The sequence below is a fragment of the Ruegeria sp. C11 genome, from assembly GCF_056537725.1.
In genome coordinates this window covers 60,782-86,920 of sequence record NZ_JBQFSB010000008.1, presented here as the reverse complement: position 1 = coordinate 86,920, position 26,139 = coordinate 60,782, and the positions used below count along the sequence as shown (strand labels likewise).

The window sequence follows — 26,139 nt, the reverse complement described above, 5'->3', positions numbered from 1 at the left end:
ATTACTGCTCAACCACAAGGATATCGCAGTTTGCGGATTTTACAAAGCGCTCAGGTCCCGGCCTCGCGATCTTTTGCTTCCTGTTCAGCCCGGACACGGGCCAGCGCCTTTCGCAACAGGGGTACACGGTTGGGGCGAAAGCTTTCATCAGTGACGGACATTCCCTGCATCCGGTCCAGTCTGAACACACGGAAATCCTTGCGCAAATGGCACCAGCTCAGCAGAACGCTGGCACGATCCATGTAGACGATGCTGAGTGGTTTGACGCGGCGGACCGTATCCTCACCCTTTGCATCGGTATAGGCAAATTCCACCGCACGTTCGTCCCATGTTGCCTGCCGCAAGGCGGCCACTTCGATTGACGGAGATATCGGGCGGTCAAACCGGGTCGCAGTAAGAACCGCATGGCTGAGACGGTGGGACTGGCGCTGAGGCAACCGCCCCTGCAGCTTGCGCAAGGCGGCGCTGGCTGCGTCTGACAGGGCGGGGTCCCCAATCAACTGCACCTCTCGCAACCCAAGCACAAGGGCCTCCAGCTCGTCGTCTGTAAAGCCAAGTGGTGGCAGGGTCGCATCCTCGATCAGAGTAAATCCGAACCCGGCCTCTCCATCTATCACGGCACCCAAACCGCGCAGGGCGTCGATATCCCTATGGATCGTGCGCGGGGACACCCCCAGATCCTGCGCCAGCTCTGCCGACGTTCTGGGCGACGGGCCAGAGCGCAAGGCTTGCATAAGTTGGAACAGGCGGGCGGTGCGGGACATAACGTAGCCTAGCCTAAACCTGATGACAGAAACTGTCATTAGGCGAGATTACATTGGATGCATCCCCACGATGGAGCCCAAAATGCTGACCCTACTGACCTACCCTTCCGCCTTTGGCCTGTTCAGCGCCAGCCCGTTCTGCGTCAAGGCTGCTTACATGCTGCAACTCTCTGGCCAGAGGTGGCAACGATCCGACCTGCTGGACCCGCGTAAGATGCCACATCGGAAACTGCCGGTGCTGCGCACACCGGAACGGCTGGTTCCGGACAGCGACACCATCCGCAATTGGTTGGAAGCGCAGGGAACCGATTTCGACAAGGGCCTGAGCGACATGCAAAAGGGTCAGTCCCGCGCCCTTATCCGCATGGCCGAAGAGCACCTGTATTTCCAGATCGTTCTGGACCGCTGGGGTAATGACGAAGTATGGCCGGTATTGCGCGACACATTCTTTAACGAGGTGCCTGGGCTGATCCGCAGGCCGGTGACCAATGCAATTCGCAAATCCGTTCTGAAGGGGCTGGAGGCGCAGGGGGTGTCCCGTTTTGCTGAGGCCGAGCGTATGGATCGGATCGAACGCGATCTTGAGGCGATATCGGCATTCCTGTGGCACGCGCCGTTTCTGATGGGCGAGCGGCCGACCTCGGCTGACCTCAGCGTTGGCCCGATGCTGGCGGCCATGCGGTCCACCCCGGCAAAAACACCGCTGACCGAACGGATCAAAAACGATAGACTCCTTAGTGATTACATCGACCGGATGGACAATGCGATATCCTTGCCATGAGACCTTTTGACGATCCGGCAGTCGAGGCAGTGTTCGACGGGTTTCCCCCCGACACCCGTGCGGGCGTCATGGACCTGCGCGACCTGATCCTCGATACGGCTGACACATTGCCTAGTGCGCAACCATTGCAGGAGGCATTGCGCTGGGGACAGCCGGCCTATCTGGCCCCGCGCGGGTCCACAATTCGGCTGGGCACCCACAAATCCGCGCCCTTTGCACTGTTCGTGCACTGTCAAAGCCGCCTGATGGGAGACTTCACATCGGCTTTTCCGAATGAAGACCGGATCGACGGCGGCCGCGCAATCCTGTTCGACAATCCGGGACAGATAGATGAAACGCGCCACGGCTGGCTGATTGCCCGTGCGCTGACCTATCACCTCTGACGGCGCTTACGCTCGATCTTGCGTTTGATCTTGTCCTTCTTGCGTCGGGACGACATGGCCTTGCGTTTAGGTGCACGGCCTGCAGGACCGCGGCTGCGCGGCAGGGTCTGATCGTCTATGGACAGCAATTCCAGTTCCAGCCCACCTGTTACGGGCACCGCTTCGGTCAGGCGTACAGTCACGCGCTGGCCAATGCCGATGACCATACCGGTATCCGACCCCATCAGCGTTCCGGCCTCACGGTCAAAATGGAAATACTCACGCCCCAAAGACCGGACCGGCACCAGACCGTCCGCACCGGTTTCGTCCATTTTCACAAACACACCAAACCGAGCGATGCCGCTGATCCGGCCCGTAAACTCATTGCCGACCCGCTCACTCAGATAAGCGGCCAGATAGCGATCAGTTGTGTCCCTCTCGGCCATCATCGAGCGGCGCTCGGTATCCGAGATGTGGTTCGCGGTTTCTTCCATCCGGTCGATTTCGTCCCCGGTCAACCCGTCATCGCCCCACCCATGGGCGGTGATCAGTGCGCGGTGCACGATCAGGTCGGAATAGCGGCGGATGGGAGAGGTGAAATGCGCATAATTGCGCAGCGCCAACCCGAAATGGCCAAAATTCTCGGGGCTGTAATAGGCCTGCGCCATCGACCGCAGCGTGCTGAGATTGATCAGTTCCGCATCCTCAGTTCCCGCCGCGGCATTCAGCAGCGCATTCAGGTGGCGCGTTTGCAGAACCTGCCCCTTGGCCAGATTCAGCCCGGCCGCCTGTGCCGTTTCCCGCAGGCTTTCCAACTTCTCCGGCGCAGGTTCTTCGTGCACGCGGAACAGCAGCGGGCGCCGCTTGGAAATCAGCGTCTCGGCCGCAGCGACATTGGCGAGGATCATGAACTCTTCAATCAGACGATGGGCATCCAGTCGCTCGCGAAAGGCCACACTTTCGACATGTCCTTTTTCACTCAGGACAATCTTGCGCTCGGGCAGGTCCAGATCCAGCGGCTGCCGCGCCTCACGCGCCATTTTCAGCGCGTTATATGCCGCATAGAGCGGTTTCAGAACGCTCTCCAGCAGCGGCCCGGTTCTGTCGTTGGGATTGCCGTCGATAGCGTCTTGCACTTCGGCATAATGCAGGGACGCGGCAGAACGCATCAGACCACGCACGAACCGATGGCCAATCTTGTTGCCCTCGGCATCGATCTGCATCCGAACGGCAATACAGGCGCGCGGCACGCCTTCGTGCAACGAGCACAAATCGCCAGACAACCGGTCCGGCAACATCGGCACAACCCGATCCGGGAAATAGCTGGAATTCCCACGCTTGCGCGCCTCGCGGTCCAATGCCGTGCCGGGGCGCACATAGGCTGCCACATCCGCGATGGCCACCCAGATCACATGCCCTCCGGGGTTTTTCGGATCATCGTCGGAATGGGCAAAACAGGCGTCGTCATGATCGCGCGCATCGGAGGGATCGATGGTCAACAACGGCATGTCGCGCAAATCCTCGCGCCCGGACAGGCCGACAGGTTTGGCCTTGTCCGCCTCGTCAATCACCTTGTCCGGGAAATCATCGGGAATGCCGTGCTGGTGAATGGCAATGAGTGAGACAGCTTTGGGCGCAGAGGGGTCGCCCAGCCGCTCGACGATACGGGCGCGCGGCAGGCCCATGCGGTTTTTCGATCCCGCCTGTTCGGCCTCGACCAACTCACCATCTTTTGCGCCGTGCACCGCCCCGTCATGTACCAGCCACTCGGTCGAACCGGCCTTGTCGATGGGTACGATCCGCCCACCTTCGGCCCCTTTGCGAAAGACACCGACAATGCGGCGGGGATTGGCCCCGATACGACGGATCAGCCGTGCCTCGTAATTGTGATCCTCTTCATGAACCAGCGTCAGCCGGGCAAGGATACGGTCGCCCTCACCCAGCGCCGGATCGCTGGCGCGCGGAATGATCAGCACAACCGGCTCGACCCCTTCGCCGTGCCATTCCAGCGGGCGAGCGAACAAATCGCCGTCGGCGTTGGGTGCCTTGACCTGCAACACGCTGACTGGCGGCAGTCGATCGGGGTCGCCATAGCTGCGCTTGCGCTTCTCAAGGTGCCCCTCGGCCTCAAGTTCCTTGAGGATGCGCTTGAGGTCGATCCGGTCCGCGCCCTTGATACCAAAGGCTTTTGCGATATCGCGCTTGGAAGTCAGGGTTGGGTTCGCCGAGATCCAGTCAAGGACCTCCTGCTTGGTGGGGATGCGTGTCATGCTTCCGCCCTAGCACGGCGACAGGACGACGTCATGACCAAAAACGGCAGCGGCGATCAGCGGCGGGACGAGGATTGCAAATCCGCGACTGTATCCACGTCCCGCAACTGATCGATGAAAGCCACCCGACTGCCCGGGACCGAGGCCAGTGTATCCGCCAGCGCATATTCCGTGGACCAGCGCACGTTGTGAAACAGATCTGTGGGCAAAGCGCGATAGCGTTGCGCACCCACCAGCCAGTAACCTCCATCAGGGGCGGGGCCAAACACCATCTGTGACCGGCCAAGTTCCCTGAACGCCTGCCAGACATGCCGTCGACCAATTCCCGGAATGTCGGCCCCGATCAGACAAACAGGCCCTTTAGGCATCTGTCGCAACATCCGCCCCATTCTTTGCCCAAGGTCGCCGTTCCCTTGCGCCGCGCGCGGCAGGTCAACAGGCCAGACCCTGCTGCACAGGCCCTGACGGTCCGGCGACACCGCGAGCACGATCTGCCAGCGCGGGTCGCGCAACCGGCGGATCAAAGAACGTGTTTGATGCCGGAACCACCATGCCGCGCCAACCATGCCAATATCACGCCCCAGCCTCGTCTTGACCCGCCCCGGGCGCGGTTCCTTGACCATGATGACCAGAGTTCGCCGCATGGATCAGGCGAAATAGTCCCGGAGAATGCGGGAATAAACCGCTTTCAGCTGATGAACCTGATCAATTTCGACGCATTCATCGACCTGATGCATGGTGCGCCCGACCAGACCGAATTCAACCACCGGGCAATGATCCTTGATGAATCGCGCATCGGATGTGCCGCCGGTTGTTGACAGCTCCGGCACCACGCCTGTTTCTGCTTCGACTGCGCGAGCAACCAGTTCCGAAAGTGCCCCGGGGGGCGTCAAAAAGCTTTCACCAGATATCTTGATCCGCGCTTCAACTTCGACACCGAATTCTTTGGCGACCCTGTCAGCTTCGGCTTGCAGCCACCGGCTGAGGCTAGCGCCCGAATGCAGATCGTTGAAACGTATGTTCACGGCGCCCCGGCTCTGCGCGGGAATGACATTTGTCGCGGAATTACCGGTGTCGATATTGACGACAGCAAGAGTCGACGCATCGAAATGATCGGTTCCCTGATCCAGTTCGTGACTCGCTAACCGATCCATCAGCCGGGCCATTGCCGGCAATGGGTTTTTGGCACGGTGAGGATAGGCCGAATGGCCTTGCACACCCGTAACGGTAAACCATGCGGTCATCGAGCCCCGGCGGCCGATCTTTATCATCTCACCCATCCGCTCGGGGCAGGTCGGCTCGCCTACCAGGCAAACCGACATTCGCTCATCCGCACGTTCCATGTAGTCGAGCAAAGCGGTCGTACCATCCAGCGCATCACCTTCTTCATCGCCGGTGATCGCCAGAATGATTGCTCCGTCTGGCGGGGTGTCCCGAACAAACTCCATCGCAGCGGCGGCAAATGCAGCCACCCCGGATTTCATGTCCGTGGCGCCGCGTCCGAACAGGACACCGTCCTTTATCTCAGCGCCGAAAGGATCGACGCTCCACGCCGCTTCGTCGCCAACCGGCACCACATCGGTATGACCATTGAACCCAAAGCTCCGTCCATGACCCTTTTTTCCCCAGCGGGCAAAAAGATTGCAGACCTCCCCACGATCTGCGCGAGTGCATTCAAAACCGGCTTCCGACAGAACGCGCTCCAAAAGAACCAACGCCCCGCCCTCTTCAGGTGTGACCGATGGGCAACGGATCAGATCGGCGGTCAATTGCACAGGATCGGTCATGGCGGATGTCGCTTTCTTTGCTTTGGCCCGGTTCGCGCACAGATTCAACGAATTGCATCGATTGCCAACCCCATTTACGCAATTTCATACATGCGGCTTTGACGCCAGGCTCACCATACCGGCCTTCAAAACATTCCACTTTCCCCTGCGGCGAGCTTGCCGTTTCGTACGAATCTGCGTTAGAGGGCCGCGAAACAGGTAAATCGGCCACGATGCGTGCATTCATTGCCTCTCTCTGCCTGACTTTCGCCGTTCTTGCACAGCAAAGCCAGGCCCAGTCTCTGACGGTTACGACCGTCACACGCCCCCCGTTTTCTTATATCGAAGACGGGGCTCAGTCCGGCTTTTCCATGGACTTGCTGGAGGCACTGTCGGACTCTCTGGGCTGGGACTATTCGGTCCGCAGGGTCAATGGTTTCGCGGACATGCTTGATATGGTGCGGGACGGCACTGCCGATCTGGCAATCGCCAATATCTCGATCACCGCGATGCGCGAAACCCAGATGGATTTCAGCCAGCCGATCTTTGAATCGGGCTTGCAGATCATGGTGCCGTCCGATGCCGCACGCAGCCCATCCCTGCTGAATGCGCTGCTCTCACGTGAATTGTTCATTGCAATCGGACTGGCCTTTGGCATCTTGTTCAGTGGCGGAATGCTGATGTGGTATTTCGAACGTCGCGCACAGCCCTATTTCGACCGGACCCTGAACGAGGCCTGGTTTCCGTCTTTCTGGTGGGCGCTGAACCTAGTCGTAAACGGCGGGTTCGAGGAACGGGTGCCCCGGACAGCATTTGGCAGATTGTTTGGAGTTGTTCTGGTGATTTCGTCCCTGTTCATCGTCTCGGTCTTCACGGCCAATATCACGTCGGTCATGACGGTCGATGCGATCACCAGCAACGTCAACTCTGTCAACGATCTGTATGGCAAGCGGGTCGGAACGATTTCGGGTTCAACGGCGGCAAACTTTCTGGATCGCCGTGAAGTTCAGTATACCGGCTTTACGGGGCTGGAGGAGATGTTGGTTGCGTTCAGGGCCGAAGAACTGGACGCCGTTGTTTTTGATGCGCCAATCCTGTCCTATTTTGCGTCCCATGAAGGACGTAATATCGCCACCATGACCGGAGGTGTTTTCCTGCGCGAAAACTACGGGATTGCCTTCCCGACAGGTTCGCCCCTTGTCGAGGATGTCAATCAGGCACTATTGGCGCTGCGCGAAAACGGCACCTATGACGAGATTTACCGAAAGTGGTTCGGAGTGCGCAACTGACCGTCAGTTCGGATCGCCTTCGTCAAAGAATGGCGTCATCTGAGCGACGATAACCGCGTTTTCATCTAGCGCGCGTTGCATTAGGGCGCGCTCTTCCTCACCAATGTCATGCCCGGCATCCTCGCGTTCCTGCAAGGTGCCGTAACCTGTCACATCCAACGGCGCTGTATCGGCCTGTTTGAGGATGGCCACGGTTTCGCGCACGGCTTCGGCCTCATCCACGCCACTGGCGTAACACATCAATGCAGCACCCGTCGCTTCGCCGGGCAAGCCGTCACCGTCTTTGCGGCCGATCTGAACCAACAGGGTAAAAACCTGCTGGCGTGAAGGTTTCTTTTTTTCCATGGCGCTGCCATACGCGCGGGACCTGAACCGGTCAACCAAATCCCGCAAATTTGCAATCGGTCTGGCATTCTCGTGTGAATCCGGTCCAACGGTCAGGCCAAACCGGACAGCCCGAATCACATCTGGCACTCTGCTCCGGCAAAATTAATTTGCCACTTCTTTTCAAAATTGATGCCATTCCGGGCGTTTAGCCCAAAAGTTGAAATCGGCAGATATTGGCGCATCGCCTTGTTTGTCGTGAGCCAACTTTGGCGCATGAAGATGCCCCCTCAACGTTTCGTTGCAGCTCGCGCGGCGCAGAATGGACACTGACCGGATTAGATAACCATCATTAAACATAAAGGAAAGAAAATGAGCACCCTGTCAAAATTTCTTACAATTTGTGCGAGTTTAATGGCGCTAGCGCTTGCCCCTGTGACAACTGTCCTGGCCGTACTTTATGCCGATGCCGCCTATGCTGAAGACGTCGGTGAAGGCGGTGAAGGCGAAGGTGAAGGCGAAGGCGAAGGCGAAGGCGAAGGCGAAGGCGAAGGCGAAGGCGAAGGCGAAGGCGAAGGCGAAGGCGAAGGCGAAGGCGAAGGCGAAGGTGAAGGCGAAGGCGAAGGCGAAGGCGAAGGTGAAGGCGAAGGTGAAGGCGAAGGTGAAGGCGAAGGTGAAGGCGGCGAAACTGAAGGCGACGACGACGGCGATGACGGCGACGGCGAAGGTGACGACGGTGACAGCGGCGACCCGGACGGTGACGACAACTCGGGCGAAAGTGAAGGCGCCTATAACAGGTGATGTAACCCGAATGGGATCATGTAATCCGGGTTTGGAACGAATTTACGCCCGATCAAAAAAGAGGCGGCATTCAAGGACCCGGATTACATTCCCGAAAAAACTTCGCTCTTTGGAGCTATATAAACAAGGAAAGGCCGGGGTAGGTTCCCCGGCCTTTTCATTCGCCTCGAAAGGTAAGGGTCAATCCCGCAACAACTCGTTGATACCGGTCTTGGAGCGGGTTTTTTCATCCACGCGCTTCACGATAACCGCGCAATACAGGTTGATCCCGTTCTTGGATGGCATCGAACCGGATACAACCACCGAATAGGGCGGCACTTCGCCATACATGACCTCACCGGTTTCCCGGTCGACGATCTTGGTCGATTTGCCGATATAGACACCCATTCCCAGAACCGATCCTTCGCGGACGATACATCCTTCGACCACTTCGGAACGGGCGCCGATAAAGCAGTTGTCCTCGATGATGGTCGGACCGGCCTGCATCGGTTCCAGCACACCGCCGATGCCAACACCGCCCGACAGGTGCACGTTCTTACCGATCTGGGCGCACGAGCCAACCGTCGCCCAGGTGTCAACCATGGTACCCTCGTCAACGTACGCGCCAAGGTTCACAAAAGACGGCATCAGAACAACGCCAGGCGCGATATAGGCCGACTTGCGGACCACACAATTCGGAACGGCGCGGAACCCAGCCGCGCGCCACTGGCTTTCATCCCAGCCCGCAAACTTGCTGTCGACCTTGTCCCACCAGCCACCGGACTGGGGGCCACCGGACTGAATTTCCATATCCTTGATACGGAAACCCAGCAGAACCGCTTTCTTGGCCCACTGGTTTACATGCCAGTCACCACTTTCCAGCTTTTGCGCCACACGCAGCGAGCCGCCGTCCAGAGCATTCAGCGTATCTTCGATCGCTTCACGTTGTTCGCCGGTGGTGGCGGGGGTAATTGTGTCACGCGCCTCCCAGGCGGCTTCGATGGCGGCTTCAAGTTGCGCGTTGGACATGGGGCTACTCCGTGCAGAATCTCGTCATGTTGATCTGGCCTATACGCAAGCGGCAGCCAAGGTGCAATGCGACGCAATTCGGACACTTTGCGGCTCAGTTAGGTCGCGATGCCTGTCATCAGCTTGCCCGGCGGATATGGCGGGACAGAATCGAACAGGCGGTGGCCGTATCCTTGCGCTTCATCGCCTGGATGATTGCGGCGTGATCGGCATCGGCGCGCTGCACCCATCGTTGCTGCCAGTGCATGAACAGGTGTCGCGCGCTGGCGATATGCAGATCGTCGATGGCATGCAAAAGCCGGGGCCGTCCGCAAGGCGTCAGGATGGTGCGGTGAAAGGCGCGGTTCCGGGCCTCCCACATGGGCATGTTCTGCGCTGCGTCGCAGGCAATTCGCGCGTCATCCGCCGCCCTAAGCGCCGCCGGGGTCAGGTTCTGTATCGAATATTGCAGCGCAAGGGATTCAAGCGCCACCCGCATATCGATCACTTCGCGCACTTCGGCCGGATCCAGCGCCGTCACACGCATTCCGCGCCGGGGTTCACTTTTGGCAAGGCCTCGCGCCTCAAGTCGCAATAGCGCTTCGCGGACAGTTACCTGGCTGGTCTCGAACGCGCGCGCAATATGGTCCTGCCGCAGTTTTTCACCCGCCGGCAGGTCGCCAGTGATAATCCGCTGACTCAGCTTGTCATAGATGGTATCGGCGATGGTCGCGGTCATGCGGTCATGGATAAAATCGAATTCCGCAACCCTCAAGGCGATAGTTCATTCCGGCAACGGATCCGGCGCGATATTCCCGCCGCAGACCAATACGGCCACACGCTCATCCGGTTCCGGAGTATATGCGCCGGACATCAGCGCCGCCAGCGCGGTTGCACCTGCGGGTTCGACAAGGATGCGGTGCGATTGCCACAATGCCTGCTGAGCAGCTGTGATTGCGCCATCCAGCACAAGCACCGATTCAATACCTTGCGCCAGATCGAAACAGATGCTCCCGATGCGCCTCGCGCCCAACGCGTTGGCCGCGACCCCTGATACTGGCACATCAATGGGCTCACCCGCTTTCAGAGCAGCATTCAGAGCGCAGGATGTTTCGGGTTCGACCGCGACAACCTTGCGCGCACCCTGAAACCAGGCCAAAGCGCCCGCAATCAGACCGCCGCCGCCAACGGCAATTAGCACGGTATCGGCCTGCAGGCCCTGCGCATCCCATTCAGCGAAACAGGTCCCCTGACCTGCGACGGTTGCAGGGGCGTCATACGCATGAATCTGCATCGCACCCGTGGCGGTCTCATGTTCGTGCGCCATCGTCAGCGCATTGGCGTATTCGCCGGGCACAACACTCAGGTCCGCACCGATCCGCCGGATCAGGGAAATCTTAGAAGGCCCTGCCAGTTCCGGCACGAATATCTTGGCAGGATATCCCAACGACCGGGCTGCATATGCAGCAGCCGCTCCGTGGTTCCCCCCGGATGCCGCAACAATGCCTGCATCGGGCACATCGCCGCCCAGCAATGTGTTGAAAGCCCCCCGCGCTTTGAAACTGCCGGTGTGCTGCATGTGCTCAAGCTTCATCTCGATCGGGTAATTCAGCCCGAAGCCGTTGACCCTGATGACCGGCGTGACTTGCGCATGGCCGTTGATGCGCCCGCCTGCGGCTGAAATTTCGGCTTTCCAGTTCATTCTTGTATTCCCGTGACTGGCACTCTGCCCGCGAACCCTATAGCTGTTTTAAAAACACGCAAGCAGGGATCACCCAGCAATGAAAGAAGACCGCCTCAGCCCGTTCCGCGATGCGCAAACCGATCGTTCAACCGCGAGCGAAGTACCGGACACGCCGCAGACCCGCTCGCCCGCGTATCGGTTGGCATTTGCTGACGACGATTTCCTGTGCCGGGATGAGCTGCGCCCCGTGCGGTTGCAACTGGAACTGCTGAAGCCCGAAATGATCATGACCGAGCGCGAGATCACCTCGACCATTGTCATGTTCGGTGGCGCGCGCATCCCCGAGCCGGCGCAGAAACATACCGCACGCACCGAAACCCTTGCCGGATTGTCCAGATATTACGACGAGGCGCGCGAGTTCGCCCGGCTGATGACCGAAAGATCAAAAGACAGCGGATGCCGCGAAAACGTGATCGTCACCGGCGGCGGGCCCGGTGTGATGGAGGCTGGCAATCGCGGCGCGCAGGACGCGGGCGGCCATTCCATCGGTTTGAACATCGTTCTGCCACACGAGCAGGCACCGAACCTTTATGTCACGCCCGAACTCAGCTTCAACTTTCATTACTTTGCCATTCGCAAGATGCATTTCCTGATGCGCGCCCGTGCGATCACGATCTTTCCGGGCGGGTTCGGTACGATGGACGAGTTGTTCGAGTCGCTGACACTTATCCAGACCGGGCGCATGGAACGGGTTCCCTTCCTGCTGTTTGGCCGCGAATTCTGGGAAAAGGTCATCAACTGGGAAGCGCTGGCAGATGCCGGTACGATTTCTGACGAGGATTTGGATCTGTTCCGTTTTGTCGATACCGCGCAGGAAGCGGCAGAGATCATCGATAACTGGGAACCAGCGCCCCCGCGTGACCACATTCCGGGGCGCTGAGGCGATTCGTGCTACACTGGCCATCGATGAGATCTCAGGAGGCGTCGATGGCTTATGTAACGGTGTCCAGATGGACTTATGACGAATCTCTGGACGAGGCGGCGCTGATTGAAACAGCGCAGGAAAACCTCGCCCAGCTCAAGGCAATGGGGGCCAGCAGCGGCCACCTTGTACGCCTTGGCCCGACCGAAGGGATGGTCGTGCTCATCTATCCCGACGAAGGGGCGTGGAACAGGGTGCGCGAAACCGTCGAGCATATGCGGCGCGATACATCGGCCCGCAAAGGCGGCACCTTGACCGAGGCCGTCAGCGGCCCGGCTATCGTATCCACCTGACAGAGTGCTTTTCGCACGCCAGTTCCGATGCTAGACGGGCTAAAAGCGCGCCGCGACAGCGGCACCATCTGACCGGAGCTGCTGATGACCACATCACCGACCAAACTGCCGCATACAGGCGAAATGCTACACCTGCGTGGCAACTCGTTGGCTAAGGGCGAGCCGGTCGCCTTGCCACTGACACAAAGCAGCATGTTCCATCTGCCCGGCGCTCCGGACGGCCATGCGAATTACGGGCGCGTCAACAATCCCACATGGGAACATCTGGAACATGTCCTGTCTCACCTCGAAGCTGCGCCCTGTCTGACCTTTCCATCCGGGATGGGCGCCATCGCCGCCGCACTTTTTGCCACGCTGAAATCGGGCTCGCGCATTCTGATCCCCTCGGACGGGTATTATGTCACCCGGTTGCTGGCGGACCGTTTCCTTGCAGGTCTTGGCGTCGTCGTGGAAGAACGCCCCACAACCGGATTCAGCGACGGCGGATTTGACGGGTTCGACGTTGTTTTCGTCGAAAGCCCTTCGAACCCCGGCCTCGACATGATCGACCTTGCACAAGTTGCAAGGGACGTCCGCGCGGGCGGCGGAATAACAATCGCCGACAATACCACGCTAACACCGTTGGGACAGCGCCCGCTGGATCTGGGCATCGACGTTGTGGTCGCATCCGACACCAAGGCGATGGGCGGCCATTCCGATATGCTGATGGGCCACGTCGCCAGCCGCCGTTCTGACATCATGGAACGGGTTGAGGAATGGCGGAAAGTGTCCGGCGCCATACCCGGCCCACACGAAGCCTGGTTGCTGCATCGTGGTCTTGAAACACTGGATGTCCGGTTCGATCGGATGTGTGCCTCGGCAGAAGTTCTGGCGACACGCCTTGCGGAACACCCTGCCGTAAGACAGGTTCGTTTCCCCGGCTTGCCGGGCGACCCGGCCCACAATCTGGCCCGGGCGCAAACCCTGCGCTTTGGGTTTCTTTTGTCCCTCACGCTGGAAAGCGAGGCGAAGGCCGAACAGTTCATAAACGACTGCCCGCTGATCCGGCCCGCCACATCCTTTGGCGGCGTTCATACCTCGGCCGAGCGGCGCGCCCGATGGGGGGATGCGGTAGACCCCGCGTTCATTCGCCTTTCTGTAGGCTGTGAACCTGTGGAAGAGCTGTGGCAGGCCATCGAGGCTGGCCTGAACAAGCTTGGCTAGCGCTTAATTTTTGTTCTCGCGCAATTCCTTGAACACGTAGATCGGCAGAACAATCCCGGCAATCAACGCCCCCAGCCAGACCAGCAGTGTAGCGGCCAGCAGGTTCGAGATGCCGCCAACCGTCAGCCCCGATGTGACAAGATCGGTGATCAGTAGTCCCACAAATGTCACGACCAGCGCGACCCCACCCTTGAGGGCTGGAACGTTCTTTTCTCCAATCCGGGTGATCAGGGGTTCTGCGATAACCTGAACAAGCGTGAACACCACGACGACAATAATCAGCGACAACGGCCTGATCGAGAACCCGCTGAGCAGCGCCGTCGCAAGCAGCAGGCCAACAGCATTTCCGGCCAGCAGCGCCAGAATGGACATAATTCTGCGGGACATTTCGAAAGAACTCCTTCAAACCTCAATTGCAATCATGCAGATATTACTCATTCTGCGGAAAATGGCGATAGACATTGCCGTCAAACTGCATTTTGACCCGTTGAAATCACGTGATAAAACAATCCCATAAGTTCCGACTGCTATTAGACCTCTGACAACAGCGAGGCTGGGATGAGCGACGACCCCTATTCGGTTCTGGGCGTTTCAAAGGACGCCACCGACGCCGAAATCAAGAAAGCCTATCGGCGCATTGCCAAGGAATGCCATCCGGATCTGAAGCCCGGCGACGCCGAGGCCGAAGCACGTTTCAAGGCTTCGGCAGCCGCTTATGATCTGCTGAAGGATGCCGAAACCCGCGCGCGATATGATCGGGGTGAGATTGATGCCTCAGGTCAGGAACGCCCGCAACAGCATTATTATCGCGACTATGCAGAAGCGGCAGGCAACCCCTATCGCTCTGGCCCCGGACCGGGTGATCAGGATGACATGTCCGACATTTTTGCCGAATTCATGCGTGGCCGGTCCGGGCATGGGCACCGCGAAAATTACGGATTTCATGCACCCGGCCACAACCGCCAGTATGCGCTGCAGATCAGTTTTCTGGATTCCGTCTTTGGCGCCAGCCAGAAGCTGACCCTGCCGGACGGAAACCGCATCGAGGTGAAAATTCCGGCAGGCATAACCGAGGGTCAGACCATCCGCCTGAAGGGCAAGGGCGATCCCGGATTTGGCGACGGCCCGCCGGGAGATGCCCTGGTCACGATCTCTGTCACCGACCACCCGGTTTTTCGCCGTGACGGGAATGACATTCACATCACTTTACCAATAACGATTGACGAGGCCATTCTGGGCGGAAAGGTTCCTGCGCCCACCATCGACGGAAAGGTCGGCGTGACCGTTCCTGCGGGAACCAGCAGCGGAAAGACGCTGCGCCTGCGCGGCAAAGGCGTGAAAAAGCGCGGCTCGTCCGAGCGTGGAGACCAGTTGATCGAACTGACCGTAACCATGCCCCCGGATATCGACACTGACCTGAAAGAATTCATGGAAACCTGGCGCGAAACGCACTCCTACGATCCCCGGAAAGGACTGTCGTCATGATCCGCTATTTCACCGAAGAGGAACTCGTCGCGACGGTTGTACGCCTGACCCCGGAACGTCTGACCGAATACCTTGCCGCGGAAATCGTGATACCCCAGCAGTCAGAGCAGGGTATGGTCTATCAAAGTCTGGATGTAGCTCGGCTGGAGCTGGCCTGCGAGTTGCACGATCAGTACGAGATGGAGGCGGACGCGCTGTCGATGATGATCTCGCTGATCGACCAGATGCACTGTTTGCGCGCAGAGTTGCGGGAGGTCCTGAATGCTGTTGAAGCGCAGCCTAACACGGTGCAGGAAAATCTAGCCAAAGCCATCGGGGCCGCGCGCTTCAGGCGATAGTGGCGATCACGGTAACAGCTTCCTAATCGCCAACCAGATATTCTTCGGGAACGAAGAAGGTATAATCCCGGTCGGCCACCGCCTCGTGACAATCGTGGCAGTATGTTACTGCAGCACTGCGGTTTCCGAGTGTATCGCCAAAAAGCGACCCGTCCGGCATAACCATGATGTAGCGCCAGTCAGCGGTATCCGGGCTTTCACCTTCGGGCAGTTTTTCCATGACAAACAACGCCCCGGGGTGAACATGCCCTTCATCGGTAACAGTGATGCTGTCCTTGGCCAGAACGGTGCCCACCGGCAGCTTTTCACCCTCCTTCAGGGTTCCATAGTTGTGCGCGACCCGGTTTGCATAACTGTTGACATATCGCTGCCCGTGAGTGGCCGAGATGTAAGGTGCATCGTTGAACAGTGGCCATTTCTGATAGTTCGAAAGGATATCCAGCCGTGCCGCCGCATATCCCCGGCCCATGCGCCCCATCAACTCATCATAGATTTTGAGGGCTTCGTCCTTAGACAATTCCGCCGGGTTCTCGATAGCGATATGGGCCTCGGGGACCTGTGATTGCGCGTTTGCGGTCGACCCAAGGGGTAACACAGCCAATAGAGTTGCAATGATCAGCCCGACAGAGTTCTTTCTGTTTACAATCATGTTTTGGCCCACCTGACCTAAGGTTCGCCCAATACTTTATGGCGCGCCATGACAAAACAATAGCGGCCAACACACACCTGGCCATACGTCAACCGAATGTCTCACCGCCTTGTGTGCACGTGTGATCCCCGGCGGCCGCAGGCCCTATACGAAATCAGATATACCAAAATGAGCGTTCAAAAGACACCTGTCATCCCTCAGACAGAAAAATCTTAATGTTTTGCCCTCTAAAGCGTTTCGGATTTTACCTGAAACGCTCTAGTTGCTCAGCCCTGTCTCTGCCTCGATCTGCTTGCGGGACTTTCGCGCGCGCTCGGTGGCCGATTTCAACTGACCGCAGGCGGCCATGATATCCTCGCCCCGCGTTTTGCGGATGGGTGAGGCATAACCCGCCTGATAGATGATATTCGCAAATGCCCGAATACGATTGTTCGAGCTGCGCCTGTAAGGCGCGCCGGGCCACTCGTTGAACGGGATCAGGTTGATTTTGGCAGGGATGTTGTGTCGCTTGATATGTTCGATCAGACGGTGGGCGTCCTCATCGCTATCATTTACGCCATCCAGCATCACGTATTCAAAGGTGATCCGCTCGGAATTCGACGCGTTGGGATAGCTGGCCAGCGCCTGCAGCAGTTCTTCGATATTCCAGCGCTTGTTGATGGGAACCAATACATCGCGAGTTTCATCCGTGGTCGCGTGAAACGAGATTGCCAGCAGGCACCCGATCTCCTCAGCCGTGCGCGCAATCTCGGGCACGACGCCCGAAGTCGATAGTGTGATCCGACGACGTGACAGGGAAATCCCCTCGGGGTCCATGGCGATCTTCATCGCGTCGCGTACATTCTCGAAATTGTACAGCGGCTCGCCCATGCCCATCAGAACGATGTTGGACAAAAGGCGGGTTTCGTTCTTGGGTGCGCCGGGTACGGGCCATTCCTCAAGATCGTCGCGCGCCATCATGATCTGACCCACAATTTCCGCAGATGTCAGATTTCGTACAAGTTTCTGAGTGCCTGTATGACAGAACGAACAGGTCAGAGTGCATCCAACCTGCGACGAAATACAAAGCGTACCCCGGTCGTCCTCGGGAATATAGACAACCTCGACCTCATGCCCGCCTGCGATGCGGACCAGATATTTCCGAGTGCCGTCCTCAGAGACCTGACGGGTGATCACCTCGGGGATTTCGACCACAAACTGTTCGGCCAGCTGCGCGCGATACGCCTTGGCAAGGTTCGTCATTTCCGCAAAGTCGCGCACGCCCCATTGATAGATCCATTGCCAGATCTGACCCGTCCGCATTTTGGCCTGTTTCTCGGGCGTGCCATGTTCGATCAGCACCTCGCGCAGACGGTCCCGGGTCAGGCCGACGAGGTTGATTTTCCCCTCGGGCAAATTGCGGGGGATGGTCATGACATCTTGTGTGATCGGCGCTTTGGCAGACATGGCGAGACTCGAGGATTCTGGCTTGGGATGCGCCTCTATATAGGATCGCGCGCAAAGATCAAAAGAATTCGCACCTATTGCGCCAATTGCATCAGCTCTTTAACCCGCAACCGCCCCAGTTCAATCCTACAGGATGTTATGGCGATGCCCGTGCCCGACCCGCCACCGTAAGAGGCCCCCACGGCATCGCATTGCGCATCTCGATACGAGGACCATGTGTTTTGAGCGGCATCCAGAGCAGGTAAGGCGGTTACCCGTCCTGTCACCTCATCCAGTTCTTTCGCTGCAACGACGGCGATTTCCAGCGCGATGCCCAAAGCGGCCTCCACACGTTCTTCTGCACGGCTCACACATTCACCAATCTCGACCTGAGAACCCGCATCGCTGCATTCAAGTGAAGGATCAGCCTGTGCGGCCAGCGGGAAAATAATAAGCGGCAGAATGAAACGCATATCTGTAATCCTTTTGAATCTGAGGAGATCTAGTTCACGGCGACCAACAGCAAATATAACCTTTTTGGCACCAGAATGTATCGTACAAACCGGATCGAGACTTTGTTCACTGTGCGGTGTACGTAGGGTTTGAGCCCAAAGTGCTCCCTGATTAGACCGCAGCGAAGGACTGATTTATTAATCTTAGTGACGTAAACACTGCGATACATCAGCCGTTTTTGTGAGGTTGGATTTGCAGCGGGGGGACACCAATGTGCTGCATCATGTGATCATAGGAGACGGTAGACCAGTTTTAATCCTGCACGGTTCCACTCTGGACCATCGCCACATGATGGAGAGCTTGGAGCCAGTCTTCGATGAACTCGACGGGTGGAAGCGAATATACGTGGACATGCCTGGTCATGGACTTAGCCCTCCCCAAGATAACATCGCCTCGCAGGACGATCTTCTCGATGCAATAATGGGCTTTGTGGAAGAAATCCTACCGGGAAAGAAATTTGCGATCGTAGGTGAATCCCGCGGGAGCTACATCGCCCACGGAATGATCCACCTTAACCCCGCCCCGATATGCGGTGCAGCGCTGATTGCTCCGGGTGGAAGCCCAACATCTGATCTGGCCCGTTTGCCATCACATGAGATTTTGGTCGCAGACCCAGCCATTTACGATGACATGACCGAAGATGAAAAGATGCGTTTCGACAATTTTTATGTTGTGCAACGCCGCGACGCCTTGGAAAAAGCGCGCCGCAGTAAAAACCCGGCAAGAGCGCTTTGGGATGCAAAGCAGGCTTCCCGGGTCAACAGCGCGTTCGACTTCTCATTCCATACCAAGGGCGAACTGAGGGACTTCGACGGCCCAAGCCTAATAGCGGCCGGTCGCCAAGACAGCATGTCTGGGTATCAGGATGCCGTTGATCTGCTTCCTCAATTTACCCGCGCCACTATCGCGGTACTGGACACGGCAGGGCACGGTTTGGCTTGGGAACGACCCGAAGTCTTTAACGCCCTTTTTCGGGACTGGTTAGATCGCGTCGCCAATCGATTTTGAAACCAAGGGATCGCCTAAAGTTATGTATTCAGCAGGTAACTCGCCGTTATTCCACAAGCATCCCAGCGATCATTTCACCAAAATTTCCAAGCCACGGACATAATCACCTTTTGACGAATTTGGTCACGCCACTCTTCGCACAACTCAACAAAAAAGCCCCGCCTCATTGGACGGGGCTTGCAAACTCAACCCGGTACGTACCTCAGTTGCTACAGCGCTTTTCGGCGTCCTCAATCGCGGCGGTGAAGCCCAGCAGCGAGAAGGTGTCCTTGGTTTGTGTACCGCGCGCAGAGCGGGCGGTCAGGACGGCCTCGGTGCCGCGTTTCAGCGCCGTGACGATCTTGGCATCGTCGGCCGCCGTCGCAGGCCAGGCCCATTCGCCTTCGGTGAACAACTCGAATTCGCTGCCGTCAACGGCTAGATTAACAGTGGAACCCGGCGCAAAAGGATAGCCGCCAGTAAAAGTAACCTGCCCCTTCACTTCGGCCTTGGGCCGATAAAAGACGAACAGCAGAATGTCACTGCGGCGCACCGAAACAACACGGCCGCCGCGCGTGTTCACGGTTTCCTTGGGGGCCGACACGCTCCAGCATTCGGTGGGGTCGTCTTCGACAAAGACGCTCCAGTCGGTTTTGGCCGCGACCCGATTGGTGCTTGTCGCCTGCTGTGCGATTGCAGTTGTGGCCATTCCGGCCATGCAAAGACCCGCGATCACACGGACTAGGTTCGATCCCATCTGTCCAGCCTCCTAGCTCGACCCATACCTCAAGATGCCAAGGTGCGCTTGCAGGCTCTGACTGACCCGTCTCATGTTGCGCATCCCATCGTTTGCCGACATACACACACTATCGCAGTTTTCGCCACCGGTGAAAGGGCGATTGGCAGAAATTCGCGCAACAAATGGGGGGACGACATGACGCAGCCGGTACCAATGACCGAGGTGTGGCGGGGACCACTGCTGGAGAGTCTGCATTTGGGTCATGCGGTGATATGCGATGACACCGGACAAGTCGTGCAAAGCTGGGGCAATCCAAACGCGACAATCTATCCCCGCTCGTCCGCAAAGATGATTCAGGCGCTGCCCCTGATCACCTCTGGTGCCGCCGCCAAATACGGATTGGGGACGGAGCATCTGGCGCTGGCCTGCGCCTCGCACAGCGGGGCCGCCATTCACACCGACCGTGTAACCGCCTGGCTGGATCATCTGGGTCTGCACGATGAAGATCTGCGCTGCGGCCCGCAGGAGCCTTCGGACATGGCCGCGCGCGACGGGTTGATCCTGGCCGATGATACCCCATGCCAACTGCACAACAATTGCTCGGGTAAGCATTCGGGTTTTCTGACGGTGGCACAGCATATGGGGGCTGGGCCGGAATATCTGGGGATCGATCATCCGGTCCAACAGGCTTGTCTGTCCGCTTTTGAAGAAACCACCGACGAGACCAGTCCCTGTTACGGGATCGACGGGTGTTCCGCGCCGAACTTTGCCACGTCTCTGACTGGGCTTGCGCGGTCGATGGCGTGGTTCGCCTCTGCCGCCAGCCGGTCGGATCGCCAGAGTGCCGCCGCAGAACAGCTGACAGCCGCGATGATAAAACACCCCGAACTGGTGGCTGGCGAAGGGCGCGCGTGCACAGAACTGATGCGCGCCATGAATGGCCGCGCCGCGATCAAAACAGGGGCCGAGGCGGTGTTCGTGGCCATTGTGCCTGAAAAACGGCTGGGCGTGGCACTCAAAGTCACGGATGGAACAACCCGCGCCAGTGAGTGCGCGATAGCTGCGATACTGGTGAGTTTGGGTGTTCTGGACGCCGAACATCCCGCGACGCGGAAATTCATGAATGCACCGCTGTACAGCCGGCGCGGCATTGAATGCGGGATGATCAAACCGGCTGCCGGGTTCCTGTAGCAGCCGGTCCGGGTCTTACATTTCCATTATTTCAGCCACTTCGACCGAACCGTTGCCCGACACGACCATCGGGCAACCTTTGGCCATTTCAGTCGCCGCACCGATATCAGCGGCCTTGACCACTGAATAGCCCGAGATCGGATTGGCACCGCCATCATCGACAACGCCGGTGGCACTGACAGTTTTCGACATGCCAACCGGGGCGCCCGGGATCACCACCGCTTCGCCCATATTCTTGAACCATGCCTCCCAGGCGGCCATGACCTCTTTGCCCTCTTCCGGGCTCTCGGGCGCTTTGCCACCGTGATATGCAAAAACGAATTCCGGCATTGTCTTACCTCCCTTGATGAAAAATTATTTGATTGCGGCCTCAAGTTTGCGCAGCGACGAGGTCCAGCCCATTTCATGATTCCTGCTGATCTCATCATCGCCCAGCTCGCGGTGATCCAGAACCAGCCGTGCGCCGTTGTCGGTTGCCTCGACCGTGAATGTCACGTGGCTTTCATCGCCGCGCCTGTCGTTCTCGTCGTGCCAGGCCCAGGTGAAACCGATCGATCTGGGCGCGTTCACATGCGTCACATGGCCAGACACCTTGAAACGCTGGCCTTCACCGTTTTCTATCACCGAATACCACGGCCCGGTACGCGAGAAATCCAGATCATGCTCGGGCACATGCATCCCTTCGGGCCCCCACCATTGCAAAAGTTTCGGGCCGTCGCTGACCCATGCAAACAGATGTTCGGGGCTTACGGGAAACTCCCGCTCCATTCTCAGGTCGGCCACGTATTTTCCCCCTTAAGTATCGCACCCAATCGATCGAGGCTTGTTTCCCAGAACTCACGTTTGGAAATCGCCCAGTCGGCAATCGCGCGCAGCCCCTCGGGCTGGATTGAATACAGCCGCTGAGGCCCTTTGGCGCGCTGACGGACCAACCCCGCCTCACGCAATACTTTTAGATGGCGCGAAACGGCAGCACCTGACATGCCTTTGCCTTCAATCAGATCACCCGCAGGTAGTTCACCGTCTGCCATCAACTGTTCGACGATGGCCAGGCGCGTAGGGTCGGAGAGTGCCGAAAAGGCGGAAACAAGTTGTGTCATACCCATTATTTAACATCTGCGTTAAATAATGGGAACCCTAAATTCCGCTTAACCTTCCGAAAAGAGCTTTTGCGGAAGCGTGTTATCGCCCCACAAAATCCTCGCGAGTGTAGCCCTGCAAATACAATAGGGCGGTCAGATCTCCATGATTGACCCGAACCTCACACTGCTCGGCAACAGAAGGCTTGGCATGCAGGGCAACCCCGGTGCCCGCGCGGCCCAGCATGCCCAGATCGTTTGCCCCATCCCCGACTGCGATTACGTCTGATTCCGAAATGCCGAGCCGAACAGTAATCTGTTCCAACGCTTCGATCTTGGCTTGCCGCCCTAAAATCGGACGCAGAACATCACCGTTCAGCTTTCCGTCTTCGACAAGCAGCGTGTTGGCCCTGTTTTCATCAAAGCCCAGAGCGCCCGCCACACTGGCCGTAAAGGCGGTGAACCCACCCGAAACCAAAGCCGCATAGCCACCCGTGGCACGCATGGTCGCGACCAGTTCCCGACCGCCGGGCATCAAAGTGATCCTGTCGGAAATCACCCGGGCGATGACCGTCTCATCAAGCCCCTTGAGCAGACCAACCCGTTCGATCAAGGCACCTTCGAAATCCAGTTCTCCGTTCATCGCGCGCGCGGTGATATCTTTCACATGATCGCCAACGCCCGCCTCGTCCGCCAGTTCGTCGATGCATTCCTGCTGAATCATGGTGCTGTCCATATCGGCCAGCAGCATTTGTTTGCGCCGCCCCCCCGCGGGCTGCACGATCAGATCAACCCCCAACCCCTGAAGGTCGGACCAGACATCCCATTGATTGGCTGGTGGGGCGTTCAGCGGGAATTCTGCCGCCTCATTGCCACTCAACCAAAGCACGTCGCCACCACCCCATGCGTTACGGAGAGAGTCGACCAAAGCCGGGTCCAAAGAGGGTGCAGCGGGATCGGTCAGCAGGGTGGCGACATACATCGGGATTCTCCTGTTTCTTTGCCTGCGCATACCGCAAGCGCAGAAAAACCGCCAGTATTTGAAATACAACCGCCTTGTAACTGAAAGACCGCCGGGAGTGGCCCAGCACCCCCTTTTCAGCAGAAGGGCAAATATTTGAACAAGAACGGTTTTCTCCCGCGCAGAGGCTCAAAGAGCATCGAAACCGAAACCATTCACGGTCAGCCGGTACCCGGAACACAAGTTTCCGATGATAGTCACCCGCGTCGGATTTGAACGCCAAAGCGGCGAATTCCGTCCATTTCTGGCTTGCGCGCCGCAACGCAGCGGCCTAGCTCTGGTCGTGGGACACCCCTCCCCAACGAGGGGCGTGTATCTGGAAGGGTAATACAGATGACTATCGAACAACCGGCAACGCGGCCGGCCAATCCGCGTTTTTCTTCTGGCCCCTGCGCCAAACCCCCCACATTCGATTTGAGCAAACTGGCTGATGCCGCGCTGGGTCGTTCGCACCGCGCCGCTGTCGGCAAAGACAAGCTGAAGGCCGCCATCGAGGGCACCCGCGAGGTGCTGGGCATTCCGGCCGATTATCGCATCGGCATCGTCCCCGCCTCGGACACAGGAGCCGTCGAGATGGCGCTGTGGTCGTTGCTGGGCGCGCGCAAGGTCGAGATGCTGGCCTGGGAAAGCTTTGGCGCGGGCTGGATAACCGATGTGGTCAAGCAGTTGCAGATCGAAGCCGAGGTCAAAACCGCGGACTATGGGCAGATTATCGATCTTGCATCCGTCGATTTCACCAATGATGTGGTCTTTACCTGGAACGGCACCACATCGGGCGTTCGCGTACCGAATGGCGACTGGATCGACGATGATCGTCAGGGGCTGACAATCTGCGATGCAACCAGCGCCGCATTTGCCATGGACCTGCCATGGGACAAGCTGGATGTCACAACATTCAGCTGGCAAAAAGTTCTGGGCGGAGAGGCCGCGCACGGCATGCTGATCCTCAGCCCGCGCGCAGTTGAACGATTGGAAAATTACACGCCCCCGTGGCCACTGCCCAAGATATTCCGACTGACCAAAGGCGGCAAACTGATCGACGGTATCTTTACCGGCGCCACCATCAACACGCCATCGATGCTGGCGGTCGAGGATTACCTGTTCGCATTGGATTGGGCGCGTTCGGTGGGCGGCCTGCAAGGATTGATCGCCCGCGCCGATGCCAACGCAAATGCGATTCATTTGTTTTGTGAACGCCACGGCTGGATCGCAAATCTGGCTGAAGATGCTGCTACGCGCTCGAACACCTCCGTCTGTCTGAAATTCACCGATGATCGCATTCAGGACGGTGCCGCGTTTGCCAAGGCAGTCGCCAAACGGCTTGAGGCGGAAAATATCGCGCTTGATATTGGTGCCTATCGGGACGCACCTGCCGGATTGCGGGTCTGGTGTGGCGGCACGGTTGAGACCTCGGACATCGAGGCAATGCTGCCCTGGCTCGAATGGGCCTTCGAAGCCGAAATCGCAGCGCAGGCGGCGGCCGCCTGATCAGGATTTTTCGACGAAAATTCCGGGCCGCATCCGGCCCGGATATCTCTCATTCATCAAGGACCAAGTGAAATGGCCCCGAAAGTACTCGTATCCGACAAGCTCAGCGAAACCGCCGTTCAGATCTTTCGAGATCGCGGCATCGACGTGGATTTTCTGCCCGATGTCGGCAAGGACAAGGAAAAGCTGGCCGAAATCATCGGCCAGTATGACGGCCTCGCCATCCGGTCGGCCACCAAGGTGACACCGACCATTCTGGACAAGGCGGACAACCTCAAGGTCATTGGTCGCGCGGGCATCGGCACAGACAATGTGGACAAGGACGCAGCCAGCAAGAAGGGCGTGATCGTCATGAACACGCCTTTCGGCAACATGATCACCACTGCCGAGCATGCCATTGCGATGATGTTCGCGGTGGCGCGGCAAATTCCCGAGGCCAGCACCTCGACCCAGGCGGGCAAATGGGAAAAGTCCAAATTCATGGGGATCGAACTGACCAACAAGACCCTTGGCGTGATTGGCGCGGGCAATATCGGCGGTATCGTCTGTGAACGCGCGCAGGGGCTGAAGATGAAGGTCATCGCCTATGATCCCTATCTGGGCGAGGAGAAGGCGCAGCAGATGGGCGTCGAGAAAGTGGAACTGGATGAGTTGCTGGCACGCGCCGACTTCATCAGCCTTCACGTGCCACTGACCGACCAGACCCGCGACATTCTGAGCCGGGAAAATCTGGCAAAGACTAAAAAGGGCGTTCGGATCATAAATTGCGCCCGTGGTGGTCTGGTTGACGAAGCGGCACTGTCTGAGATGCTGCAATCGGGTCATGTGGCCGGTGCCGCCTTTGACGTGTTCAGCGAAGAACCGGCGCGGGAAAATCCTTTGTTCAATCTGCCGAATGTCGTCTGCACACCGCATCTGGGCGCCGCGACCACCGAGGCGCAGGAGAACGTTGCCCTGCAGGTGGCTGAGCAGATTTCCAACTATCTGCTCACCGGCGCCGTCGAAAATGCACTGAACATGCCCAGCGTCACCGCCGAAGAGGCCAAGATCATGGGGCCATGGATCAAGCTGGCCGGCCACCTTGGCAGCTTTATCGGCCAGATGACCGATGAACCGATTCAGGCAATCAACATTCTGTACGATGGCGTTGCCGCCGAGATGAACCTTGCCGCGCTGAATTGCGCCGTGGTTGCCGGGATCATGAAGAAATCGAACCCCGAGGTGAACATGGTCTCGGCCCCGGTCGTGGCCAAGGAACGCGGGATAAAGATTTCGACGACCAATCAGGACAAGTCCGGCGCGTTCGAAGGCTATGTCAAAGTTACCGTTGTGACCGACAAGCGCGAGCGGTCGATCGGTGGAACGGTGTTCAGCGACGGCAAGCCTCGCTTTATCCAGATCAAGGGTATCAATATCGATGCCGAGGTCGGAGCACACATGCTTTACACCACCAACGAGGATGTGCCCGGCATCATCGGTACGCTGGGTCAGACCATGGGCACACATGGTGTAAACATCGCGAACTTTACCCTTGGCCGCGCCGAAGCCGGTGGGGAGGCGATTGCGCTACTCTATGTGGACGAACCGGTTCCTGCGGAAGCGCGGGCAAAACTGGCCGAAACCGGCCTGTTCACACAAATCAAGCCGCTGGAATTCGACGTGATTTGAACTGTGTGTTGAAAATCCGGAACACAACTTTGCCCGCACTGCATTTGGTG

The 26,139-nt window shown here is 58.2% G+C and carries 31 protein-coding genes; 13 read left to right on the top strand and 18 right to left on the bottom strand.

Features of this window, described 5'->3' with window-relative positions; genetic code table 11:
* Window positions 1-50: 50 nt before the first annotated feature.
* Window positions 51-764 carry a helix-turn-helix transcriptional regulator gene (locus ACR0NA_RS15225; RefSeq protein ID WP_480730230.1) on the bottom strand — a complete coding sequence of 238 codons (714 nt, stop codon included), beginning with the start codon at window positions 762-764 and terminating at the stop codon, window positions 51-53.
* A gap of 82 nt (window positions 765-846) precedes the next feature.
* Here ACR0NA_RS15225 and ACR0NA_RS15220 point away from each other — a divergent pair, with 82 nt between their 5' ends.
* Both ACR0NA_RS15220 and ACR0NA_RS15215 read left to right on the top strand, forming a co-directional pair.
* Window positions 847-1,545 carry a glutathione S-transferase family protein gene (locus tag ACR0NA_RS15220; protein ID WP_480730228.1) on the top strand — a complete coding sequence of 233 codons (699 nt, stop codon included), beginning with the start codon at window positions 847-849 and terminating at the stop codon, window positions 1,543-1,545.
* The gene (locus ACR0NA_RS15215; protein ID WP_480730226.1) at window positions 1,542-1,928 is read left to right on the top strand and encodes a DUF1801 domain-containing protein; all 387 of its coding nucleotides are present in this window, start codon (window positions 1,542-1,544) and stop codon (window positions 1,926-1,928) included. Before ACR0NA_RS15220 ends, ACR0NA_RS15215 begins: the two co-directional genes overlap by 4 nt.
* Here ACR0NA_RS15215 and rnr read toward each other — a convergent pair.
* Genes rnr through dapE form a run of 3 tightly spaced genes read right to left on the bottom strand, consistent with a single transcriptional unit; the run spans window position 1,919 to window position 5,964 of the window.
* Complete coding sequence (gene rnr, locus ACR0NA_RS15210) at window positions 1,919-4,177, bottom strand: ribonuclease R (protein WP_480730224.1); 2,259 nt, start codon at window positions 4,175-4,177, stop codon at window positions 1,919-1,921. The genes ACR0NA_RS15215 and rnr overlap by 10 nt on opposite strands.
* A 56-nt stretch (window positions 4,178-4,233) precedes the next feature.
* On the bottom strand, window positions 4,234-4,821 hold the full coding sequence (locus ACR0NA_RS15205) for a TIGR04282 family arsenosugar biosynthesis glycosyltransferase (RefSeq protein WP_480730222.1): 588 nt from the start codon (window positions 4,819-4,821) through the stop codon (window positions 4,234-4,236).
* A gap of 3 nt (window positions 4,822-4,824) precedes the next feature.
* Window positions 4,825-5,964, bottom strand: a complete 1,140-nt coding sequence (gene dapE / locus ACR0NA_RS15200) for a succinyl-diaminopimelate desuccinylase (protein ID WP_480730219.1) — start codon at window positions 5,962-5,964, stop codon at window positions 4,825-4,827.
* A gap of 212 nt (window positions 5,965-6,176) precedes the next feature.
* Between dapE and ACR0NA_RS15195 the strand changes: the two genes are divergently transcribed.
* Window positions 6,177-7,232, top strand: coding sequence for a transporter substrate-binding domain-containing protein (locus ACR0NA_RS15195; RefSeq protein WP_480730217.1), 1,056 nt, complete (start codon window positions 6,177-6,179; stop codon window positions 7,230-7,232).
* A gap of 3 nt (window positions 7,233-7,235) precedes the next feature.
* Here the strand turns inward: ACR0NA_RS15195 and ACR0NA_RS15190 are convergent, their stop codons facing one another.
* Window positions 7,236-7,577 (bottom strand): hypothetical protein, encoded by a 342-nt coding sequence (locus tag ACR0NA_RS15190; protein ID WP_480730215.1) that lies wholly within the window; start codon window positions 7,575-7,577, stop codon window positions 7,236-7,238.
* 116 nt (window positions 7,578-7,693) lie between these two features.
* On the bottom strand, window positions 7,694-7,834 hold the full coding sequence (locus ACR0NA_RS15185; protein ID WP_480730213.1) for a hypothetical protein: 141 nt from the start codon (window positions 7,832-7,834) through the stop codon (window positions 7,694-7,696).
* Window positions 7,835-7,970: 136 nt separating this feature from the next.
* Between ACR0NA_RS15185 and ACR0NA_RS15180 the strand changes: the two genes are divergently transcribed.
* On the top strand, window positions 7,971-8,357 hold the full coding sequence (locus tag ACR0NA_RS15180; protein WP_480730210.1) for a hypothetical protein: 387 nt from the start codon (window positions 7,971-7,973) through the stop codon (window positions 8,355-8,357).
* A 180-nt stretch (window positions 8,358-8,537) separates the two neighbouring features.
* On the opposite strand, the gene dapD is transcribed toward ACR0NA_RS15180, so the two are convergent.
* The 3 genes from dapD to ACR0NA_RS15165 all read right to left on the bottom strand — a co-directional run bounded on the left by dapD (window position 8,538) and on the right by ACR0NA_RS15165 (window position 11,046).
* Window positions 8,538-9,365, bottom strand: a complete 828-nt coding sequence (dapD, locus tag ACR0NA_RS15175; RefSeq protein WP_480730207.1) for a 2,3,4,5-tetrahydropyridine-2,6-dicarboxylate N-succinyltransferase — start codon at window positions 9,363-9,365, stop codon at window positions 8,538-8,540.
* A gap of 118 nt (window positions 9,366-9,483) precedes the next feature.
* Window positions 9,484-10,083, bottom strand: coding sequence for a GntR family transcriptional regulator (locus ACR0NA_RS15170; protein WP_480452853.1), 600 nt, complete (start codon window positions 10,081-10,083; stop codon window positions 9,484-9,486).
* A gap of 45 nt (window positions 10,084-10,128) precedes the next feature.
* Window positions 10,129-11,046, bottom strand: a complete 918-nt coding sequence (locus ACR0NA_RS15165; protein WP_480730204.1) for a threonine/serine dehydratase — start codon at window positions 11,044-11,046, stop codon at window positions 10,129-10,131.
* A 79-nt stretch (window positions 11,047-11,125) separates the two neighbouring features.
* Between ACR0NA_RS15165 and ACR0NA_RS15160 the strand changes: the two genes are divergently transcribed.
* From ACR0NA_RS15160 to ACR0NA_RS15150, 3 genes are all read left to right on the top strand, one after another.
* Window positions 11,126-11,968 carry an LOG family protein gene (locus ACR0NA_RS15160; protein ID WP_170656790.1) on the top strand — a complete coding sequence of 281 codons (843 nt, stop codon included), beginning with the start codon at window positions 11,126-11,128 and terminating at the stop codon, window positions 11,966-11,968.
* Window positions 11,969-12,015: 47 nt separating this feature from the next.
* Window positions 12,016-12,303 (top strand): hypothetical protein, encoded by a 288-nt coding sequence (locus tag ACR0NA_RS15155; protein ID WP_480452850.1) that lies wholly within the window; start codon window positions 12,016-12,018, stop codon window positions 12,301-12,303.
* Window positions 12,304-12,387: 84 nt separating this feature from the next.
* A complete protein-coding gene (locus tag ACR0NA_RS15150; protein WP_480730200.1) occupies window positions 12,388-13,506 on the top strand; it encodes a cystathionine gamma-lyase in 1,119 nt (372 codons plus the stop codon).
* Window positions 13,507-13,509: 3 nt separating this feature from the next.
* Here the strand turns inward: ACR0NA_RS15150 and ACR0NA_RS15145 are convergent, their stop codons facing one another.
* Window positions 13,510-13,893 (bottom strand): hypothetical protein, encoded by a 384-nt coding sequence (locus tag ACR0NA_RS15145; RefSeq protein WP_480730197.1) that lies wholly within the window; start codon window positions 13,891-13,893, stop codon window positions 13,510-13,512.
* Window positions 13,894-14,064: 171 nt separating this feature from the next.
* Between ACR0NA_RS15145 and ACR0NA_RS15140 the strand changes: the two genes are divergently transcribed.
* Complete coding sequence (locus tag ACR0NA_RS15140; RefSeq protein ID WP_480730195.1) at window positions 14,065-14,991, top strand: DnaJ C-terminal domain-containing protein; 927 nt, start codon at window positions 14,065-14,067, stop codon at window positions 14,989-14,991.
* Window positions 14,988-15,329, top strand: a complete 342-nt coding sequence (locus ACR0NA_RS15135; protein WP_170656780.1) for a hypothetical protein — start codon at window positions 14,988-14,990, stop codon at window positions 15,327-15,329. The genes ACR0NA_RS15140 and ACR0NA_RS15135 overlap by 4 nt, the downstream gene beginning before the upstream one ends.
* A gap of 22 nt (window positions 15,330-15,351) precedes the next feature.
* On the opposite strand, the gene ACR0NA_RS15130 is transcribed toward ACR0NA_RS15135, so the two are convergent.
* The 3 genes from ACR0NA_RS15130 to ACR0NA_RS15120 form a co-directional block, all read right to left on the bottom strand.
* Window positions 15,352-15,978, bottom strand: a complete 627-nt coding sequence (locus tag ACR0NA_RS15130; protein WP_480730191.1) for a cytochrome P460 family protein — start codon at window positions 15,976-15,978, stop codon at window positions 15,352-15,354.
* 258 nt (window positions 15,979-16,236) lie between these two features.
* Entirely contained in the window at window positions 16,237-17,424 is a 1,188-nt protein-coding gene (rlmN, locus tag ACR0NA_RS15125; RefSeq protein WP_480730189.1) for a dual-specificity RNA methyltransferase RlmN, read from the bottom strand.
* 74 nt (window positions 17,425-17,498) lie between these two features.
* Window positions 17,499-17,876, bottom strand: a complete 378-nt coding sequence (locus ACR0NA_RS15120) for a lysozyme inhibitor LprI family protein (RefSeq protein ID WP_480730187.1) — start codon at window positions 17,874-17,876, stop codon at window positions 17,499-17,501.
* Between the two features lie 220 nt (window positions 17,877-18,096).
* On the opposite strand from ACR0NA_RS15120, the gene ACR0NA_RS15115 reads away from it, so the two are divergent.
* Window positions 18,097-18,924 (top strand): alpha/beta fold hydrolase, encoded by an 828-nt coding sequence (locus tag ACR0NA_RS15115; protein ID WP_480730185.1) that lies wholly within the window; start codon window positions 18,097-18,099, stop codon window positions 18,922-18,924.
* 202 nt (window positions 18,925-19,126) lie between these two features.
* Here the strand turns inward: ACR0NA_RS15115 and ACR0NA_RS15110 are convergent, their stop codons facing one another.
* Window positions 19,127-19,660, bottom strand: a complete 534-nt coding sequence (locus tag ACR0NA_RS15110; protein WP_170656768.1) for an invasion associated locus B family protein — start codon at window positions 19,658-19,660, stop codon at window positions 19,127-19,129.
* 177 nt (window positions 19,661-19,837) lie between these two features.
* Here ACR0NA_RS15110 and ACR0NA_RS15105 point away from each other — a divergent pair, with 177 nt between their 5' ends.
* Window positions 19,838-20,833 carry an asparaginase gene (locus ACR0NA_RS15105; protein WP_480730182.1) on the top strand — a complete coding sequence of 332 codons (996 nt, stop codon included), beginning with the start codon at window positions 19,838-19,840 and terminating at the stop codon, window positions 20,831-20,833.
* A gap of 15 nt (window positions 20,834-20,848) precedes the next feature.
* Here ACR0NA_RS15105 and ACR0NA_RS15100 read toward each other — a convergent pair whose 3' ends face one another.
* The 4 genes from ACR0NA_RS15100 to serB form a co-directional block, all read right to left on the bottom strand.
* Complete coding sequence (locus ACR0NA_RS15100; RefSeq protein WP_480730180.1) at window positions 20,849-21,163, bottom strand: YciI family protein; 315 nt, start codon at window positions 21,161-21,163, stop codon at window positions 20,849-20,851.
* A 24-nt stretch (window positions 21,164-21,187) separates the two neighbouring features.
* On the bottom strand, window positions 21,188-21,616 hold the full coding sequence (locus ACR0NA_RS15095) for an SRPBCC family protein (protein ID WP_480730178.1): 429 nt from the start codon (window positions 21,614-21,616) through the stop codon (window positions 21,188-21,190).
* Complete coding sequence (locus tag ACR0NA_RS15090; protein WP_170656760.1) at window positions 21,604-21,933, bottom strand: metalloregulator ArsR/SmtB family transcription factor; 330 nt, start codon at window positions 21,931-21,933, stop codon at window positions 21,604-21,606. The genes ACR0NA_RS15095 and ACR0NA_RS15090 overlap by 13 nt, the downstream gene beginning before the upstream one ends.
* 82 nt (window positions 21,934-22,015) lie before the next feature.
* Window positions 22,016-22,894, bottom strand: coding sequence for a phosphoserine phosphatase SerB (gene serB / locus ACR0NA_RS15085; protein WP_480730175.1), 879 nt, complete (start codon window positions 22,892-22,894; stop codon window positions 22,016-22,018).
* 372 nt (window positions 22,895-23,266) lie between these two features.
* On the opposite strand from serB, the gene ACR0NA_RS15080 reads away from it, so the two are divergent.
* Together ACR0NA_RS15080 and serA are read left to right on the top strand one after the other, a co-directional pair.
* The gene (locus tag ACR0NA_RS15080) at window positions 23,267-24,421 is read left to right on the top strand and encodes a phosphoserine transaminase (protein ID WP_480730171.1); all 1,155 of its coding nucleotides are present in this window, start codon (window positions 23,267-23,269) and stop codon (window positions 24,419-24,421) included.
* Window positions 24,422-24,493: 72 nt separating this feature from the next.
* Window positions 24,494-26,089: a phosphoglycerate dehydrogenase gene (gene serA, locus ACR0NA_RS15075; protein ID WP_170656755.1), complete on the top strand. Its 1,596-nt coding sequence runs from the start codon at window positions 24,494-24,496 to the stop codon at window positions 26,087-26,089.
* Window positions 26,090-26,139: the final 50 nt, after the last annotated feature.